The 17255-nt window shown below is 67.8% G+C and carries 21 protein-coding genes; 1 reads left to right on the top strand and 20 read right to left on the bottom strand.

Features of this window, described 5'->3' with window-relative positions:
- Positions 1-3 precede the first annotated feature (3 nt).
- A complete protein-coding gene (locus ACIP5Y_RS30785) occupies positions 4-849 on the bottom strand; it encodes an MHYT domain-containing protein (protein ID WP_400355344.1) in 846 nt (281 codons plus the stop codon).
- A gap of 365 nt (positions 850-1214) precedes the next feature.
- Here ACIP5Y_RS30785 and ACIP5Y_RS30790 point away from each other — a divergent pair, with 365 nt between their 5' ends.
- Positions 1215-1355 (top strand): hypothetical protein, encoded by a 141-nt coding sequence (locus ACIP5Y_RS30790; protein WP_400355346.1) that lies wholly within the window; start codon positions 1215-1217, stop codon positions 1353-1355.
- A gap of 76 nt (positions 1356-1431) precedes the next feature.
- On the opposite strand, the gene pdxS is transcribed toward ACIP5Y_RS30790, so the two are convergent.
- The 19 genes from pdxS to ACIP5Y_RS30885 form a co-directional block, all read right to left on the bottom strand.
- Positions 1432-2334, bottom strand: a complete 903-nt coding sequence (pdxS, locus tag ACIP5Y_RS30795; protein ID WP_397001207.1) for a pyridoxal 5'-phosphate synthase lyase subunit PdxS — start codon at positions 2332-2334, stop codon at positions 1432-1434.
- 168 nt (positions 2335-2502) lie between these two features.
- Positions 2503-3075, bottom strand: coding sequence for an alkaline shock response membrane anchor protein AmaP (locus ACIP5Y_RS30800; RefSeq protein WP_400355348.1), 573 nt, complete (start codon positions 3073-3075; stop codon positions 2503-2505).
- Positions 3075-3743: a DUF6286 domain-containing protein gene (locus ACIP5Y_RS30805; protein ID WP_400355349.1), complete on the bottom strand. Its 669-nt coding sequence runs from the start codon at positions 3741-3743 to the stop codon at positions 3075-3077. The genes ACIP5Y_RS30800 and ACIP5Y_RS30805 overlap by 1 nt, the downstream gene beginning before the upstream one ends.
- Positions 3740-4150 carry an Asp23/Gls24 family envelope stress response protein gene (locus ACIP5Y_RS30810; protein WP_400355351.1) on the bottom strand — a complete coding sequence of 137 codons (411 nt, stop codon included), beginning with the start codon at positions 4148-4150 and terminating at the stop codon, positions 3740-3742. The genes ACIP5Y_RS30805 and ACIP5Y_RS30810 overlap by 4 nt, the downstream gene beginning before the upstream one ends.
- A gap of 77 nt (positions 4151-4227) precedes the next feature.
- On the bottom strand, positions 4228-4416 hold the full coding sequence (locus ACIP5Y_RS30815; RefSeq protein ID WP_397001199.1) for a hypothetical protein: 189 nt from the start codon (positions 4414-4416) through the stop codon (positions 4228-4230).
- A 27-nt stretch (positions 4417-4443) separates the two neighbouring features.
- On the bottom strand, positions 4444-4941 hold the full coding sequence (locus ACIP5Y_RS30820; protein ID WP_400355353.1) for an Asp23/Gls24 family envelope stress response protein: 498 nt from the start codon (positions 4939-4941) through the stop codon (positions 4444-4446).
- The gene (locus tag ACIP5Y_RS30825) at positions 4938-5282 is read right to left on the bottom strand and encodes a hypothetical protein (RefSeq protein WP_400355355.1); all 345 of its coding nucleotides are present in this window, start codon (positions 5280-5282) and stop codon (positions 4938-4940) included. Before ACIP5Y_RS30825 ends, ACIP5Y_RS30820 begins: the two co-directional genes overlap by 4 nt.
- A complete protein-coding gene (locus ACIP5Y_RS30830) occupies positions 5279-5659 on the bottom strand; it encodes an Asp23/Gls24 family envelope stress response protein (protein WP_400355356.1) in 381 nt (126 codons plus the stop codon). Before ACIP5Y_RS30830 ends, ACIP5Y_RS30825 begins: the two co-directional genes overlap by 4 nt.
- Complete coding sequence (locus ACIP5Y_RS30835; protein ID WP_400355358.1) at positions 5656-6240, bottom strand: anti-sigma factor family protein; 585 nt, start codon at positions 6238-6240, stop codon at positions 5656-5658. The genes ACIP5Y_RS30830 and ACIP5Y_RS30835 overlap by 4 nt, the downstream gene beginning before the upstream one ends.
- Positions 6231-6791, bottom strand: a complete 561-nt coding sequence (locus tag ACIP5Y_RS30840) for an RNA polymerase sigma factor (protein ID WP_400355360.1) — start codon at positions 6789-6791, stop codon at positions 6231-6233. The genes ACIP5Y_RS30835 and ACIP5Y_RS30840 overlap by 10 nt, the downstream gene beginning before the upstream one ends.
- Before the next feature lie 338 nt (positions 6792-7129).
- Positions 7130-7795, bottom strand: coding sequence for a hypothetical protein (locus ACIP5Y_RS30845; RefSeq protein ID WP_400355361.1), 666 nt, complete (start codon positions 7793-7795; stop codon positions 7130-7132).
- A 128-nt stretch (positions 7796-7923) separates the two neighbouring features.
- Complete coding sequence (locus tag ACIP5Y_RS30850) at positions 7924-9546, bottom strand: hypothetical protein (RefSeq protein WP_400355363.1); 1623 nt, start codon at positions 9544-9546, stop codon at positions 7924-7926.
- Between the two features lie 88 nt (positions 9547-9634).
- Entirely contained in the window at positions 9635-10675 is a 1041-nt protein-coding gene (locus ACIP5Y_RS30855; RefSeq protein ID WP_400355881.1) for an NUDIX domain-containing protein, read from the bottom strand.
- Positions 10675-11799, bottom strand: coding sequence for a glycosyltransferase family 4 protein (locus ACIP5Y_RS30860; RefSeq protein ID WP_400355365.1), 1125 nt, complete (start codon positions 11797-11799; stop codon positions 10675-10677). Before ACIP5Y_RS30860 ends, ACIP5Y_RS30855 begins: the two co-directional genes overlap by 1 nt.
- Positions 11796-12806 (bottom strand): phosphatidylinositol mannoside acyltransferase, encoded by a 1011-nt coding sequence (locus ACIP5Y_RS30865; RefSeq protein WP_400355366.1) that lies wholly within the window; start codon positions 12804-12806, stop codon positions 11796-11798. The genes ACIP5Y_RS30860 and ACIP5Y_RS30865 overlap by 4 nt, the downstream gene beginning before the upstream one ends.
- Positions 12803-13474, bottom strand: coding sequence for a phosphatidylinositol phosphate synthase (gene pgsA, locus ACIP5Y_RS30870; protein ID WP_400355368.1), 672 nt, complete (start codon positions 13472-13474; stop codon positions 12803-12805). Before pgsA ends, ACIP5Y_RS30865 begins: the two co-directional genes overlap by 4 nt.
- Before the next feature lie 91 nt (positions 13475-13565).
- Positions 13566-14141, bottom strand: coding sequence for an HIT family protein (locus tag ACIP5Y_RS30875; protein WP_400355370.1), 576 nt, complete (start codon positions 14139-14141; stop codon positions 13566-13568).
- A 70-nt stretch (positions 14142-14211) separates the two neighbouring features.
- Positions 14212-16293, bottom strand: a complete 2082-nt coding sequence (gene thrS / locus ACIP5Y_RS30880; RefSeq protein ID WP_400355371.1) for a threonine--tRNA ligase — start codon at positions 16291-16293, stop codon at positions 14212-14214.
- Between the two features lie 110 nt (positions 16294-16403).
- Positions 16404-17060 carry a (2Fe-2S)-binding protein gene (locus ACIP5Y_RS30885; protein WP_400355373.1) on the bottom strand — a complete coding sequence of 219 codons (657 nt, stop codon included), beginning with the start codon at positions 17058-17060 and terminating at the stop codon, positions 16404-16406.
- Between the last annotated feature and the right edge of the window lie 195 nt (positions 17061-17255).

Below are 17255 nucleotides of genomic sequence, written 5' to 3' on the forward strand. Positions count from 1 at the left end.
GGGTCACCAGTGCCGATCGCGGCGCTCGATGGTCTCGGTGGGGAAATCGTCCGGGTCGAAGCGCCGGCCCGGACGCGGCGCGCGAGCCGGCCAGAAGCGGCTCGCGTACTGCCCGCGAATCCGGCTGAGGTCGGGTTCGTCGACATCGGTGATCCCGACCTGGAAGAGCATGAGCATGGTGGCCATGCTGACCGCCACGATGAGCGGGGTCAGCAACTGCGCCGGCTGCGCACCCGACGGCGCGTGCATATGGTCGGAGACATGGGCTCTCATGGCGAACATGCCGGTGTAGTGCATCCCGCACACCGCGACCCCCATGATGAGCGCCGCGCCGATGGTGGCCAGAATCCCGTCCACGTGCAGCGCGAACCAGAGCGCGGCGGTGGCGGCCACGACGGCGATCACTATGGACAGCAGGACGATCCACGGGTCGTACCGCACGGCGGCGTCGGTTCGCATGGCGTACATGCCCGAGTAGTGCATGGCCGCCACCCCCAATCCCGTGACGGTGCCCCCGATTATCAACGCGAACGCCTCACCGTGCCGATGCACCACGATCGATAGACCGAGCCACACGACACCGATGGCGATAATCGCGCTCAGCAGCGTGATCGGCACATTGAACCGAACGGTGCTGTCCTGCACCGAAAATCCCAGCATCGCAATGAAATGCATGACCCAGATTCCGGTTCCGCCCAGCGCGACCGCCCCGGTGACAACCCATCCGCCGTGTGATCCATTGCGCGCCCGCACCATACAGCGCAGTGCCAGCAACGACCCGATGACCGACATGACATAGGCCAGTACCGGGGTGAGCCAGCCGTAGGTGAAGTGATCGATGTCCAGCATGCGGACTCCTTGCCAGAAAGCATTCGACTCGACGGTTCACCGGTGACGCGCCGAACACTAGCCACGAATGTCGAGGCAGTAAATTTGCCGCAGCACAGTCCGGAAAAATTAGCCGAGTTTGCTGGACGGCATGCCCGCAGGTAGCGGAGGCCGCCGCGGCCGGTCCGCGCCCCGGGCGTTCGAGTATGCGGCCCTTGACATCTAGCAGCTCCCCCGCAAACCCACCAGAGCCGAAAGTCCCCCCGCTGCCCGAAATTCGATGACGGATACACCGGCCGATTCAAATCCACACGGGCAGTTGTGGATTGCAATCCGCAGCTGATACGGTTCCGCACCGGTCGGGGAGGAAATCACAAATCGAGGGGATGAATTTGACCTACGACAGCGCCACCGTCACCTGCCGAATCCTGCAGGGCGACAAGGTGCTCAACGAGAACACCGCCACGGGCGGCGGTTCGATCGCCGACTGCACGGCCGATCTCAGCAAGATCCCCGGCGTCAACTGATCCGGAAACGAAATTACGGGGTGGTCCGAAATGGACCACCCCGTAATTTATTTCAGTGAATTATTCCGTCCGGAAATTACCAGCCGCGCTCGGCGAGCCGGTGCGGCTGCGGGATTTCCTCGACATTGATGCCGACCATGGCCTCACCCAGGCCACGGGAAACCTTCGCCAGCACATCCGGGTCATCGTAGAAAGTGGTGGCCTTGACGATGGCGGCGGCCCGCTCGGCCGGGTTGCCGGACTTGAAGATGCCGGAACCGACGAACACGCCCTCGGCGCCGAGCTGCATCATCATGGCGGCGTCGGCGGGAGTGGCGATGCCGCCCGCGGTGAAGAGCACGACCGGCAGCTTGCCGGTTTCGGCGATCTCGACGACCAGATCGTAGGGGGCCTGCAGCTCCTTGGCGGCCACGTACAGCTCGTCCTTGGGCAGCGAGGTCAGGCGGCGGATCTCGTCGCGGATCTTGCGCATGTGGGTGGTCGCGTTGGAGACATCGCCGGTGCCGGCCTCACCCTTGGAGCGAATCATGGCCGCGCCCTCGGTGATCCGGCGCAGGGCCTCGCCCAGGTTGGTGGCGCCACACACGAACGGGACGGTGAAGGCGAACTTGTCGATGTGGTTCGAGTAGTCGGCCGGGGTCAGCACCTCGGACTCGTCGATGTAGTCGACGCCCAGCGACTGCAGGATCTGGGCCTCCACGAAGTGGCCGATGCGGGCCTTCGCCATGACCGGGATGGAGACCGCGCTGATGATGCCGTCGATCATGTCCGGATCCGACATGCGGGACACGCCGCCCTGGGCGCGGATATCGGCGGGCACCCGCTCGAGGGCCATGACGGCGACCGCGCCGGCATCCTCGGCGATCTTGGCCTGGTCCGGCGTGACGACATCCATGATCACACCGCCCTTCAGCATCTCGGCCATGCCGCGCTTCACGCGGGCGGTGCCGATGGTGGGGGTGGTGTCGGGCGTGGTCACGGCAAACTCCTGTGTCATGAGGGCCAATCGGATCGCAGCTGGTCTCCGCGGATCACCGCGAGAGGAACACCCCGATTCTAGGCGTCCAGATGAGGCCGATAGATAGCCAGTCGGACACGACTGGACTGCTCACCCCACCGGCGGTGGCCGGTGTCACAACCCTTCGGGCTATTGCGGGGCAATCCCCTGGTCGGACAGCCGGAACTCCATGCTGACCGGAATCACGCCGACCCCGAGCGCCGCACGCAGCCGGCCCACCGCCTCACCGAGAATGCGACGCCGCAACGCGGTGATATCGGCTCCGGCAGCCGCGGTCACGATCAGCTGCAACTCCGGTGCGCGCCCCGGCCCCGACAACACCGCCGACGCCGAACTCACCTCCGGATAACCCTCGATATCCGCGGCCACCGCGTCCGCCGCCACGGCCGAGGACATCATCGTGGTTCCCGCCGCATCCGCGGCCGACAGCTCCCACGCCACCGCCCGCGGCAGCCGGAACCACTGCGCGGCCATCCACCGCAGGCACAGCAACCCGATCACGATCGCCGCGCCCACGATCACCACCAGCACCCAGGTCGGCGGCGCCCCCGTCCCCGGCACCAGCCGATCCCCCGACTCCACCCCCGGCACCCGCCCACCGTGCGCGGCAACCGCATACCCGCCCGCCGCCAGCAGCAACAGCCCGACGAACGCGAGCAGAGCCCGATTCAACCGAGCCGGCCGATTCGACGAAATCCCCATTACCGACCGCCCTTCCGCGCCGCGCGCACCCGAGTCCGCAAAGCAGCCCCTTCCACTCCGATCCGCCCCAGAGCGCGCGACACCGCCTCCCCCACAACGACTTCCGCCGACCTCTCAACAGGCACGGCAATCGCGCCATCCGATACCGCTTCCGCCGCAACCGCTTCCGCGCTCCACACCCCGGGCGTACCGGGCGCGGACACCTCCGAGCCGACCGGTCCATCCGATGGCCCGGGCCCCGCGGCCGCGACCGCCGGATGCACGCTCGTCGCGGTGACCCGGATATTCTTGCGGCCCAGTCCGACTCGGCGGGCGTCGATGCCGGGGAGTGCGTTCACCTCGCGGGCCAGCATGGAGCGCATGCTGCGGCGGGTGACACTGGCGGCGGTGCCGTCGAGGTCGGCCAGCGGAATCGCCACGGGGCGGCCCGGAAGCAGGGCGAGGACGAGCAGTATGAGGCCGAGCACGATTGCTGCCACGCCGACGGCGAGTACGACGCCGTCGGTCCACCCGGTGTCGTGGAGGCGGGTCGCCACGCTGTCGTAGGACACCAATTGCCTGTCACCGGTGAGCTTCTGGATCAGGGAGATCGCCGTGAGGATGCATACCGCGAACAGCGCCAGCGCCACCAGCAGGGCCGGGACGGCGCGGCGCGGGCGGCGGATCATCGCACCCTCGGCGCGGATCGGGCTGCCGCCGTGTGGGATTCGTGCACCAGCGCCGTGACGACTATATCCACGGCGGTCACCGACACCCCGGCCAGTTCATTCGCGCGCCCGATCAGATGGCGGCGGCAGTCCTCGGTGACCCGGGCCACCGGGAGTGGATAGCGGATCGGCAACCGCACGCGCAGTACCGCGCGATCGCCCGACATATCCGCCTGCACAGTGATATCCGGCTCCACACCGTCCACCTCGCGGGCCGCCTGCGCGGCGATCCGCCGCACCGCGCGTTCGCTGACCGTGGTCCGGCCCGGCGGCTCGGCGAGCGAACCGGCAACCTGCGCAGCCGAACCAATTGGCCCGGCGGCTTGCCCCGTGGGTGTGGAACCAGTGGGCGCGGCGGCTTGCCCCATGGGTCCGGACCCAATTCCCGTGTGCCGCGCGGCCGGTCCCGAAGAATCGGCAACCGGGGCCGGCGGCGGGGCGGAGGTCACCGCCGGCCTCGATCACGCGCGGAGCGCACCATTCCGGACAGGTCGAGTGCTCCGTCGAGCCAGCGGCCGATCAGCAGGCCCAGCCCGGCGAACACCAGCACGATGGCGAAGGCGCTCAAGCCGCCGAAGGCGGCGGCGAAGCCGAGCGCGATGCCGATGGCGAGACAGATCGATGTGGCGTTCAACTGCGACTCCTCTGCTCGGCGATGCGGCTACTGGACGCGGGTCCCCGCGGCGGGTTGCGGGTCGTCGTCCTCGGCGATGTAGACGTCGTTGACATTGATGTTCACCTCGACCACCTCGAGGCCGGTCATCTGCTCGATGGCGGCGATGACGCTGCGCCGGATGGTGCGCGCCAATTCGGCGATGGCGACGCCGTATTCGACGACGATCTCCAGGTCGACGGCGGCCTGCGTCTCGCCGACCTCCACCGAAACACCCTGTCCCACACTGGCGGACGCGCCGGGAATGCGGTCACGGATCGCGCCGAAGGCGCGGGCGGTGCCGCCGCCGAGGTCGTGCACGCCGCGCACATTGCGCGCCGCCAGACCCGCGATCTTCTGCACCACGATGTCGGAGATGGTGGTGGCACCCTGTTCGCTGTGCAGGGCGCCGGTGCGGGCCGAACCATTACGGGCGGAACCGGATTCGGTGGTCTGCTCGGCCGGAGCCTTGGCGGTCCCGGTCTTGGCGGAGTCGGTCGCTGTCATGATTTTCCTCCTGAATCCCTTGTGCTTGGCCTTGCGTCTCTGTCCTCTTCGAGGGCGCCGGCACCGAGTTCGGTGACGACCAGCCGTACCGTCGCGTCCGCCCACGCCGTGCCCGAGAGCACCGGCGCGACCGCGGCGGCCACCCGATCCGCGAGCGGGCGCAGCGGCAATTCGGTGGCGATGACCCGGATTTCGACCAGGTCCGAGCCCAGCTCGATCGCGGTGCCGCGCACCGGTTTCGGCAGCCAGGACACATCGGTGAGCGAGGCCGCGGGCAGTACGCCGTCCACCTCCGCCAGCGCGGCGGCCAGGCGGTCGAGCAGCTCTCCGTTATCGCTCATCGTGCCCCCGGTTCCATATCCACGATGGTCACCGACACTTCGTCGACGACCACGCCGGTCCGGTCCCGCACGGTGTCGATCACCGCGCGCTGCACGGCGGCACCCACCAGCGCGGCGGATTGGTCCGCGCCGATCGCGAGTTCCAGCTGCACACCGAGCGCACCGGCCGGTTCGCGGCGCACCCGCACGCCCTCGGTGGTCGCGGTCTCGTAGCCGGACCACAGTTGCTTTCCGGCACGGCTGAGTCCGGCGACCAGGCCGCGCAACCCCGGCTCGACCCGCACCACCCCGGCGACCCGGGTCGCGGCCCAGGCGGCTACCCCGGCCACCACCGCATCGGCGACGACGAGTTCGGTGCGGGCGGCGGGCGGGGTCACCGGCCTCCTTCCTGATAGACGTCCACGATCGCGATGTCCAGTCGTCCGACCAGTAGACCGGTCCGCGCCGACGCGGCGGCGGTGACACGCTCACGCACCTGCGGAACGAGACCGGGCACGCCGGCGCTGTCGACCTGCACCGCAATGGTCATATTGATGTGCACGACGCTCTCGCCGTCCGGCCCGGTACCCACGACCTGCATGCGGCAGCGGCGGGCGCGCACGCCCGGCACGGAATCGGCGGCGAACCGCAGCACCACTGCGGCGGCCTGCTCGCTGACCGACACCACCCCGGGATGCGGTGTCACGAGTTCCAATGTCGCGCCGCGCCGCAGCTCGGCGCGCACCGCGGACATGATGCGGCCGAACAGGTCCGGCGGCACCGGATCGGGTTCGTCGATGAGTTCCTGAGTCGCCGAACGCAAGCCGAGCAGGCTTTCCCGGGCGGTGCGGCAGTGCGGGCAGCTCGTCTCGTGTGCGTCGCCGTTCCCGTGCTCGACCGCGTCCAGGCGTTCCCAGACCCGTTCCACGCCGCGGCCACAGGGCAGGAGATAGTCCGCTTCGGTGTCGGTCACCGCCATGGCTGCATCACCTCCGCCAATTGCACTCGGGCCCGCGCGATACGGCCACGCACCTGGGTGGCGTTCGCGCCGACGATCTCGCCGATCTCCTCGTAGGAGCGGCCGTGCACCTCCCGCAGCAGCCAGCAGGCACGCTGTTCGGGGGTGAGTTGCTGTAGCGCGGAGGTGAGCGCCTCGAGCTGACTGTTCAGCTGGGCGGCCTGCTCGGGCCGGGTGTCGGCGCGCGGGGATTCGGTGGTGTCCGGATCGACGTCGGCCGCAGGTTGGCGCTTGCGCAACGCATTGAGGCAGAGGTTGGTGGTGATCCGATACAGCCAGCCCGCGAAGGCGTCGTCATCCTGCAATTGGGCGATCCGCCGCCATGCGGTCAGGAAGACGTCCTGGACGATGTCCTCGGCCTCGGCGGTATCGGCCAGCATCCGTGATGCCAGCCGATACATCGCGCCTTGATAGCGCAGCACCAACTGCTCGTAGGCCCGGACATCACCATCGCGCACGCGGCCGGCGAGTGTCGCATCGTCGGGCGCGGTCGCGAGGGCTGCATCGGACACGGCCACAGCACCTCCTCATCGCTACATACGGTTCGACACCGATTCGCGGAGATCGTCACGCAGCATTATGGGTGACGGTTGTCTCAGAAGTTGCTATGGCCCGGTGACGCCCGGCTAGCCGTCCTTGCCGATCACGAACATGGTCGCCCAGTACTCCGCGGCGGACGGACCCAGGTACGGCATGAGAAAGTCGTACAGAATGTAAGACACGAAATCCTTCACCTCTCCACACACGGCCCGCCACTTTCTTTGCGCGGCAAACCTTCCCAGGACCCTAGCGAAGAACGCGCCGGAGATCACCGGGACGACAAGATCGCTATACCCCGAAGTTGCCGGTGCTACACCCGGTAGACGTAGCGACTGGTCGGCACGAGATCCAGATTCAGGTGCGCACCGAACCGGACCACGCTCTCCATCAGGCGAGTGACGCGACGCTGCAATTCCTCCTCGTCACCGCCACTGCCGTAGAACGCGTGCGCACTGGTCATGGCCGCCATCGGAAACAACTCCTCCACCAGCGCATCCACCCGCTTACCCGGAGTTATGGCCGACACCACGGTGTTCTGCACGTACCCGAACGTGTCCTGCGTTTCGATGGCCACCGGAGTGTGCAGCACATGCCAGTTGTGCAGCCACTCCTCCCGCGTCAGCTCCTCGGGAATCCGCAGCACCGCGATGTTCGCCAGCGCATCCGTCCGCACCCCGTCCGCCACCTCCGGCGGCACGATCGGCCGCCGCTCATCGACGATCCACCCGTTCACTTCATCGGCGACCGCGGCCAGCGCGGCTGTCACCGGCGCATGCTCCCCCTCGGTCCGCACACTCACGATCGCCGAAATCGGCTCGTCATAAGTGCTGTGCCGCACCTGCGCCGCCGCCACCTCCGCATCCCGCACATTCACCTGCACCTCGAACACGCCGAGCCCGGCCAATTCCTTGTGCAGCGCCACCCCTCGCAGCCGCTCGTCCAGCCCCTCGCCCCACAACGCATACATCAACTTCATAGCCGTATTTCCTAGCCGCAGATCACCATTGACCGCCCCACGGTAACCGGGCGAATGACCAGGAATACCCGGTTTCACGAGCCCGGTCCCATCCATCGGACGCCGACGCGGAAATGGCTGGTGGGCGGTCAGTCCCAGCGGTCGAGGGTGTAGCGGGTGCGGATGTTGCCGGCGGTGACGCGGAAGGTGTGGTCTATCGCGCCGCCCTTGGAGACGAGGAGGCCACAGACTTCCGCTTCGTCCTTGCCGGCGATCACGGCTTCGGTGGTGTGGGCCTCGAGGGTTTTGCGGATCTCGTGGAGGTCGCTGCGGAGGAATTCGGGGAAGAAGCCGGCGCCGCTGGTGTAGCGGGTGTCTTTCGCGCCCGAGAGGGCGAAGAGGACGCTTTGTTCGCGGGCGGTGCGGTCGTCTTCGACGTACCAGGTGGCGGGGTGGGCGATCACGGCGGTGACGTCGCGGAATTCGCCCGGGCGCAGGCCCCAGCGGTCGGGGGCGGAGCCGTTGACGTAGACGTACCAGGTCACGGGGTTGCGTTTGGTGAGGGTGTCCCACTGGATGATGGGCGGGGCTTCCGGGTTCGCGGCGGTGACCATGGCGCCGTAACCGGCCGAGCGGGTGGGGACCTCGTATTCGATCCGCTCCGCGGACGGGATGACCGTGCGGCGGAACTTCTCCCAGGTGATCACCACCGGGGGCGCGTCGGAATCGATTGCGGCGCGGCGCTTTTCGGCGGGTACGAGGTGGGCGAAGACGCCGTTGGAGCGCGGCGCGTCCTGGACGCGGGGCACCCACAGGGGATGCACGTCGGCCAGTTTCGCGAAGCGGCGTTCCAGGGCGCCGGCGGCGCGCAGTTCACCGATGACCTGTTCGGCGCGGGCGATCATCGCGGCCGTGGGGGCGGCGGTCGGGCGGCGATACTGCAGCGGATTCATCTTCTCGGCGAAGCGCTGTTTGACGGTTTCGTGCGGCAGGCCCTCGGCGAGGTCGCTGAGCAGGGTGCCGATCATGCCGCTCTTGATGTGGCAGTAGCCCGCCGGGGCGGTGGCGGCGGCCAGCCAGATGAGGTTGTCGCGCTGCCGCTGTGCGCTGTCACCGCGACCGCGGACCTTGTCGATTGCGCTATGCAGTTCGAGCAGCCAGGTGCCCGCACCGAGGATGGCGTCGGAGCGGTAGAGCTGCTCGGTGCGCAGCAGCGCTACCGCCTTTTCCACGATGGGGCGCGGGAATTCGGCGAGCGCGCGTTCGAGGGTTTCCCGGTCGGCATTGCGTGCGGCGACGTACTGGGAGGTGGTCAGGATCGGCGACGGCGTATGCACGATGGCCTCGGGCGGCGTGAGCGCGAGGTGTGTCCACGAACCACGTTCGGGGCGGCCCCATTCCGCGGCGTCCGAGCGGAACACCGAGGTGATGGCGGCGCGCTCGACCTGGGCGGCCAGTGCGGCCGCGGCCTTCTCGTAGCCGGGCGGCATGCCGGCGGCCGACCAGACCGCCGAGGCGGTCTTCCCGTCCGGGCCGACGACCACCAGCCCGCCGTAGCGCCGCACGAAGATCCGGCAGGTGCCGCAGATGTTCTCGGCGGCGAGCGCCGGGGTCAGGCCATCCAGAAAGACGTCGAACAGTCCCGCGGTATCCACGGTGAACAGTGCCGCATCCGCGCCCACCGCCGACTCGAATCGCGCGCGTACCGCCGCGAGAAACTCGTCGTACCGGTCGTCGACAGGCTGCGCGCCCATCGCCTGCTGCGTCGCCATGGTCCGTCCCCTCTTCGTGCCGTTGCGCGATAGGCCGACACTAATGCCCGATCCACCAGTATTTCGCGTGCTTTTCCGACAGCGCGGTTCAGCGGATGGAACGGACTTCCGGGTCGGCATCCGCGTCGGCCGCGGCAATGGCCTCCGGCAGCAGTTGGTCCAGGTGATACGGGTACACGGTTTCACCGACGTGGTCCAGGTGAGCGATATCGGTGGGGGTGCACCACTGATTGCCGATAATGGAACGCCGCTCGATGAAGTCGAGACTGCCCGGCTCGGGCGTGAAATTCTTTGCGCGCAAGGCGAAGAAGAGTTCCTCGGAGCGGATGAGTTCACCGTTGAAGGGGAAGACCGCCACCCGCCGCCACAGCGGGCCGCGCAGCGCCGAGGAATCGGCGGGATAACCGGTCTCCTCGTAGAGTTCGCGAATCGCGGCCTCGCGCAGGGTTTCCCCGGTTTCGATGCCGCCGCCGATGGTGAACCAGAACGGCACATCGGGAATCTGCGGATCCACCCCGCGCAGCAGCAGCACCCGGTCCTGCTCGTCGAGCAGCACGATGCGCGCCGACGTGCGGACGGTATCCACATCCAGCCCCGTCGACGCGGCCGCCGTTGCGCGCTCGGCGATTTCGAAATACGTGGGCAGCGGCGCGGTACCGCCGAGGTGCAGCCAACGGACCGGTCGGCGCGTCCGCAAGGCGAGTGTGTCGCGCACCGCGTCATTGTGGAAGCGACGTGCAATCAGCACGCGCGCCTCGGCATCGGCCAGCTCGGCCACCAATTGCGGTGGCAGCAGCGCCGAATCCACGGCCGACAGCGCACCCGCGAGCTGGTTCTCCACCGTCTCGCGATCCCGCCAGTTGGCGCGTTCGGCCCGATCGGCCAGCGAGGCGAGGCGACGCGCCTGCTCCACCAGCTGCGGATCGTCGAGCCCGTGCAGGATGGTGGCCACCGCCCGCGCCACCACCGCACGCCGGTCCAGCGCCGCATCCAGGGCGAGCCGGGCCTGGTCACTGCGCACGTGCAGCCGGTCGAGCCGATTCGCGGTGGTGTAGGCCCACACACCGGCGGTGATGAGGACGGCCGCGATGAGCGCGAGAACCAGAATGGTGGTCGCGGAGAAAGTGATCATCCGGCGGTCCTGACGCGCATATCGCCGACCGTGACGGTCTCGTAGACGCGCAGGATCTGCTCCGCCACCACCGGCCAGTCGTATTCGCCGACAACCTGATTGGCAGTGCGGATGAATTCCTCCCGCCGCTCGGTATCGGTGAGCACGGTATCCAGCGCCTGCGCCAGCCGCGCGGAATCACCGACCGGCACCAGCAGACCCGCGGTCCCGTCGCGCAGTACCCGCCGGAAGGCGTCGAGATCGCTTGCGACAACCGCGGTTCCGGCCGCCATGGCCTCGACCAGCACGATGCCGAAGCTCTCGCCGCCGGTATTGGGCGCGCAGTACACGTCGGCGCTGCGCATGGCGGACGCCTTCTCGGCATCGGAGACCTGCCCGAGAAAGCGCAGATGTCCCGCATGCTCGCCGGCCTCGCGGATCAGCCGTTCCTCGTCGCCGCGACCGACGATCAGCACCTCGATATCGGGATGCTTGCGCACCAACGCCGGTAGGGCGCCGAGCAATACGGCCATGCCCTTGCGCGGTTCGTCGTAGCGGCCCAGGAACAGCACCGATTTACCGGCCCGCGGATAGCCGTCCAGCAGTGGGGCGTGCGCGAAGGCGGGCACGTCCACGCCGTTCGGGATCTCCACCGCGTCGCCGCCGAGCGCCTCCACCTGCCAGCGCCGCGCCAGTTCGCTCACCGCGATGCGTCCGCTGATCTTCTCGTGGTACGGCCGCAGCACGCCCTGGAAAGTGCTGAGCACCAGCGATTTCGTGGTCGAGGTGTGGAAGGTCGCCACGATGGGCCCCTCCGCGATCTTCAGGGCCAGCATGGACAGGCTGGGCGCGTTCGGCTCGTGGATGTGCAGCACGTCGAAATCGTTCTCGGCGATCCAGCGCCGGATCCGCGTATACGCGGTGGGCCCGAAGGAGAGTCGCGCCACCGATCCGTTGTAGGGAATCGCCACGGCCTTACCCGCCGACACCACGAAGTCCGGCAAGGGAGTGTCGTCGGCGGCCGGGGCGAGCACGCTCACCTTGTGGCCGCGTTCGATGAGTACCTGCGCGAGCTCGACGACATGAGCCTGCACCCCGCCCGGGACATCGAACGAGTACGGGCAGACCATGCCGATTCTCATAGCGCGCCGTCTCCCCTGAACCCCTCGGTTCCGATGTCCGCCACCGGTTCCCGATACCCCAATGTCTGCTGCGCCGCCGCGATGCGAGCCCGTCGCTCCTGCGACAGATCACTCTCCCACAGTGGCTGCAGCATGTGCCAGTCGGCGGGATGCGCGGCGATATTGGCGGCGAAGACATCCGCCAGCGCCTGGGTGGCGGGCTGCACGCCGCCGGAAGTGTCGAGGGCCTCGAAAACCTCCATGCCCCAATCCTCCCGGCCCTGCGCGTCGACGGTGAACCAGCAGTGCACCGGGAGCATGGCCGCACCGGTCTCGATGGCCAGTTTGGCGGCGCCGGCCGGTAGCCAGGTGCGCTCGCCGAAGAAGTTCACCGGCACGCCCTTACCGGTGAGGTCGCGCTCCCCCATCAGGCAGACGACCTTGTTGTCTCGCAGCCGGTCCGCCAGCTGCGGGAAGGGCGGCTGCTCGCCGCCGGTGAGCGGAAAGACCTCGAATCCCAGGCTCTGCCGGTACGCCATGAAACGCTCGAACAACGCTTCCGGCTTCAGGCGCTCCGCGACCGTCGCGAAGGCGCCGTTGTTCTGCACGAGCCAGACACCGGCCATATCCCAGTTGCCGGAATGCGGCAGCACCAGCACCGCCCCGCGCCCCTGTTCCAGCGCCGCGAACAAATGCTCTTTCCCGGCGACCTGCAGCGACCTCCCCAATGCCACATGGTCCATGGACGGCAGCCGGAACGCCTCCCGCCAGTAGCGGGCGTAGGAACGCACGCTGTCGCGGATCAGGCTGTCCGGCACCGCTTCCGGGGTCGTTCCGAGCACGCGGGCGAGGTTGCGCCGCAACTGATTCGGCTGCCCCAGCTGCGCGGCCTTGTTCGACCGCTTCGCGAAGACATCCGCACCGCGGTCGAAGCCCTTGCGCACCATGCCTTCCGGCAGTGCGCGGACCAGCCGCCACCCGGCCGCGTACGCCTTGTCGGTCATCGCGGACGTGAAATCGGTGCTCACTGCTGCGGTTCCTCCGGAGCCTTCGCCGCCGTGGCGAGGATGTCGCGGGCGCCGGGAGAATTGCGCACCGCCAGCGCCCGCTGGAAGACGGTGATGATGCTGAGCACGGCCAGCGCGTACATGGCGGCATACACCGCGTACGACAGCCAGTTGATGTCGAAATAGCCGCCGATACCGGTGAATCCGGCGCCGACGAGCACGATGATGAGCCGGTCCGGCCGCTCGATGAGCCCGCCGTCGGCGGACAGCCCGCTCGCCTCCGCGCGCGCCTTGATGTACGAGATGACCTGCGAGGTGATCAGTACGACCAGGGTCGCGAACAGCAGGTGCTTCGAGTGCTCGTGGTAGACGGCCCACCACGCCAGGCCCGCGAAGATGGCGCCGTCGGCCACCCGGTCACAGCTGGCGTCGAGCACCGCACCGTATTTGGTGCCGCCGCCTCGCGCCCGCGCCATCGCCCCGTCCAGCATGTCGAACATGACGAACAGCCAGATCACCATGGTTCCCCAGAACAGGTGACCGGTCGGGAAGAGGGTCACCGCCGCGGCGATCGAGGCGGTGGTGCCGATGATCGTCATCGCGTCGGGCGTCAGCCCGGTGCTCACCAGCGCTTTGCCCAGCGGCGCAGTCGCCTTGGCGAACGTTTCGCGACCGAAGAAGCTCAGCACGCTCCGCAGAATCCTTTCAGGCGTGCCCGGGGGCGCTCCGTGGTTACGCAGGCTTCCGCCTCCGCGCCCTGACCGCTCACGCCGGGTCCTTTCATGCGTCAGCTTCCTTCCATGCCTCCGCCAGCAGCGCGCGAGTTTCCCGCAACAACTGCGGCATCACTTTGACGCCGCCGACGACGGTAATGAAATTCGCGTCTCCACTCCAGCGCGGCACGATATGTTGATGCAGGTGATCGGCGAGTGAACCACCGGCGACACCGCCGAGATTCAAGCCGACATTGAATCCCTCGGGCCGCGAGACCCTTTTCATCACTCGAATGGCCTGCTGCGTGAACGCCATCAATTCGGCGCTCTCCTGCGGAGTCAGATCTTCGAGATTGGCCACGCGGCGATAAGGCACCACCATGGTGTGGCCCGGGTTGTAGGGGTACAGGTTCAGCACCGCGTAGACCCATTCGCCGCGCGCGAGGATCAAGCCGTCCTCATCCGACATCTGCGGGATATCGGTGAAGGGATGCCCGGTCTTCTTGGGCACGTCGACCGTGGGCTCGGCCTCGCCTGTGATGTAGGACATCCGGTACGGCGTCCACAGTCGCTGCAAACGGTCCGGGTCCCCCGCACCGCGGTCGATGATGGTCTCCCGCGGCGCCGAATCCTGTTGCGTCATACTGTTTCCTCCGGGCGTGATCGGTGGCCCTCCGTGGTTACGCAGGCTTCCGCCTCCGGGCCCTGACCACTCACGCCGCCCCGTTCGTCTTCTCGATGAGTTCCGCGGTGGGCGAGGCGTTCTCGCGCCGCTGCACCCAATCCACCACGGTGGCAACGGCTTCGGCGACGGGAATACCGTTGACCTGGGTGCCGTCCCGGAAGCGGAAGGACACCGCTCCGTTCTCCACATCGCGCGCGCCGGCCAGCAGCATGAACGGCACCTTCAGCGCGGTGTGGTTGAAGATCTTCTTCTGCATACGGTCGTCGCTGCGGTCCACGTCGGCGCGAATGCCGTTGTCCCGCAACTGTTCGATGACACCGTCGAGGTGCTCGGCGAAGGCCTCGGCGACCGGGATGCCCACCACCTGCACCGGCGACAGCCACGCCGGGAACGCGCCCGCGTAATGCTCGGTGAGCACACCGAAGAACCGCTCGATGGAACCGAACAGCGCGCGGTGGATCATGACCGGGCGGTGCTTGGCGCCGTCCGCGCCGGTGTACTCCAGCTCGAAGCGTTCGGGCAGGTTGAAGTCCAGCTGGATGGTCGACATCTGCCAGGTGCGGCCGAGCGCGTCCTTGGCCTGCACGGAGATCTTCGGGCCGTAGAAGGCGGCGCCGCCCGGATCCGGCACCAGGTCCAGGCCGGAGTCGGTGGCCACCTTGCGCAGGGTCTCGGTGGCTTCCTCCCACAGCTCGTCGGAGCCGACGAACTTCTTCGGGTCCTTGGTGGAGAGCTCGAGGTAGAAGTCGTCGAGGCCGTAGTCGCGCAGCAGCGAGAGCACGAACTGCAGCGTGGAGGTGAGCTCCGCGTGCATCTGCTCCTTGGTGCAGTAGATGTGCGCGTCGTCCTGGGTCATGCCGCGCACCCGGGTCAGGCCGTGGATCACACCGGACTTCTCGTAGCGGTACACCGAGCCGAACTCGAACATGCGCAGCGGCAGTTCCCGATACGACCGGCCACGCGACCGGAAGATCAGGTTGTGCATCGGGCAGTTCATCGGCTTGACGTAGTAGTCCTGGCCCGGCTTGCGGACGGTCCCGTCCTCGTTGAGTTCGGCGTCCAGGTGCATGGCCGGGAACATGCCGTCCCGATACCAGTCCAGGTGGCCCGAGACCTCGAACAGGTGGCCCTTGGTGATGTGCGGGGTATTGACGAACTCGTAGCCCGCGGCGGTGTGCCGGCGACGCGAGTAGTCCTCGAGCTCCTTGCGGATGATGCCGCCCTTGGGGTGGAACACCGGCAGGCCCGAGCCCAGCTCATCGGGGAAGGAGAACAGGTCCAGTTCCAGGCCGAGCTTGCGGTGGTCGCGCTTCTCGGCCTCTTCGAGCAGGTGCAGGTACTCGTCCTGGGCCTCGGTGGATTCCCACGCGGTGCCGTAGATGCGCTGCAGATCCTCGCGGCTCTGATCGCCACGCCAGTAGGCGGCGGACGAGCGGGTCAGCTTGAACGCCGGAATGTACTTGGTGGTCGGGATGTGCGGGCCGCGGCAGAGATCGCCCCACAGCTTCTCGCCGGTGCGCGGGTCCAGATTGTCGTAGATGGTCAGCTCTTTGCCGCCGACCTCCATGACCTCCGGATCGTCGATACCCGACTTATCGGAGATGAGCTCCAGCTTGAACGGCTCCTTGGCCAGTTCGACCCGGGCCTCCTCGACCTCGACCACCCGGCGCGAAAACCGCTGCGCGCCTTTGATGATCTTCTTCATCCGGGACTCCAGCTTGGCCAGATCCTCGGGGGTGAACGGGCGCTCGACCTGGAAGTCGTAGTAGAAGCCGTCCTTGATGAACGGGCCGATGCCCAGCTTGGCCTCGGGGAACTCCTGCTGCACGGCCTGCGCCAGCACATGCGCGGCGGAATGCCGGATCACATTGCGGCCGTCCGGCGAATCGGCGGTGACCGCTTCGACCTCGGCATCGGTGTCGGGGATCCAGGACAGATCCCGGAGATTGCCCTCGGCATCCCGCACGACGATGACGGCATCCGCGCCCTTGCTGGGCAGATCCGCCTCGCGCACCGCGGAACCCGCCGTAGTCCCGGCAGGCACCCGGACGAGGGCGGCTGGGATCTGCGGGGGTGAGGTGGTCACGGCTGCGCGCTCCTTGGCATTCATGGGCGGAGGTGTCGACCCGCCCGGGTTCACGCTCGCGCTGTTCGCGAACGTATTGTCTCGGCGCGCACCATGCTATCGGCAGGCCACCGGCCACGTGCTTCGTGGTGCGGTCAGCCGCGGGCAGCGACCTCGGCCAGCAGTGTTTCGCGTTGAGCAGCCGGGCGTTTCGGGCAACTGGTGCACATCTCGCAGCCCGGCACCTCGAAGACCAGGCAGCAGGAGATGCGGCGCACGAAAGTACGGCCACCGATATCGGTGAACCGCGGCACCGGCATCCGCCCCGCCACATCCCGGGCCAGCCGGGCGCCGGCCTCCTCGGCGCCGATATCCAGGGCGCGGTTGCCGATGGCATCGGCCACGATCGCCCACAGCGAGGCCACACCCGCCCCGGACACCTCGGCGACCACCGGGATGACCCGGGAGAGCGTATGCCGCAGCGCATTACCCATCGAGGTGTTCGCGCAGCATTCCTCGGCTTCGGCGGCGGCGTGCAGATTCTCGAGCGGCGTGGTACCCAGCGCCACGGTGTATTCGTGCGCCTGCGGTACCACCCGCTCGACGCCGCCGTCGGGCCGTATCTCCAGCGAAATGTGCTCGAGCGCCGGATCGAAAGCGGGCCGGCCCGCGGCATAAGCGCCGACAATGGGTTCGACCAGCGAGGACGCAGCCATGCACCACCACAGGGTCCCGGATACCCGGGAGTCTCCGGTGCCCCAGGAAATTCCCATATCGGCAATGCGTTCGCTCAGCCATTGGGTCCGCAACATTTCCGCTCCGGGCACCATCGACATCGAAACCGCAGGCTGCGCAACCATTCCCATCCGACTCCGATCGATTCGCGCGAATACGAGCACACCCTATTCCGCCCCCAGTTTCTTCCCCCGCAGGCGCGCCCGCAAGACCGCCCGGCCGAACCGCATGCACTCGTTCAGGAGAAGAGTGTGGCCGATGCGGGTATTTTT

It is taken from the genome of Nocardia sp. NPDC088792, from assembly GCF_044750615.1.
Classification (GTDB): domain Bacteria; phylum Actinomycetota; class Actinomycetes; order Mycobacteriales; family Mycobacteriaceae; genus Nocardia.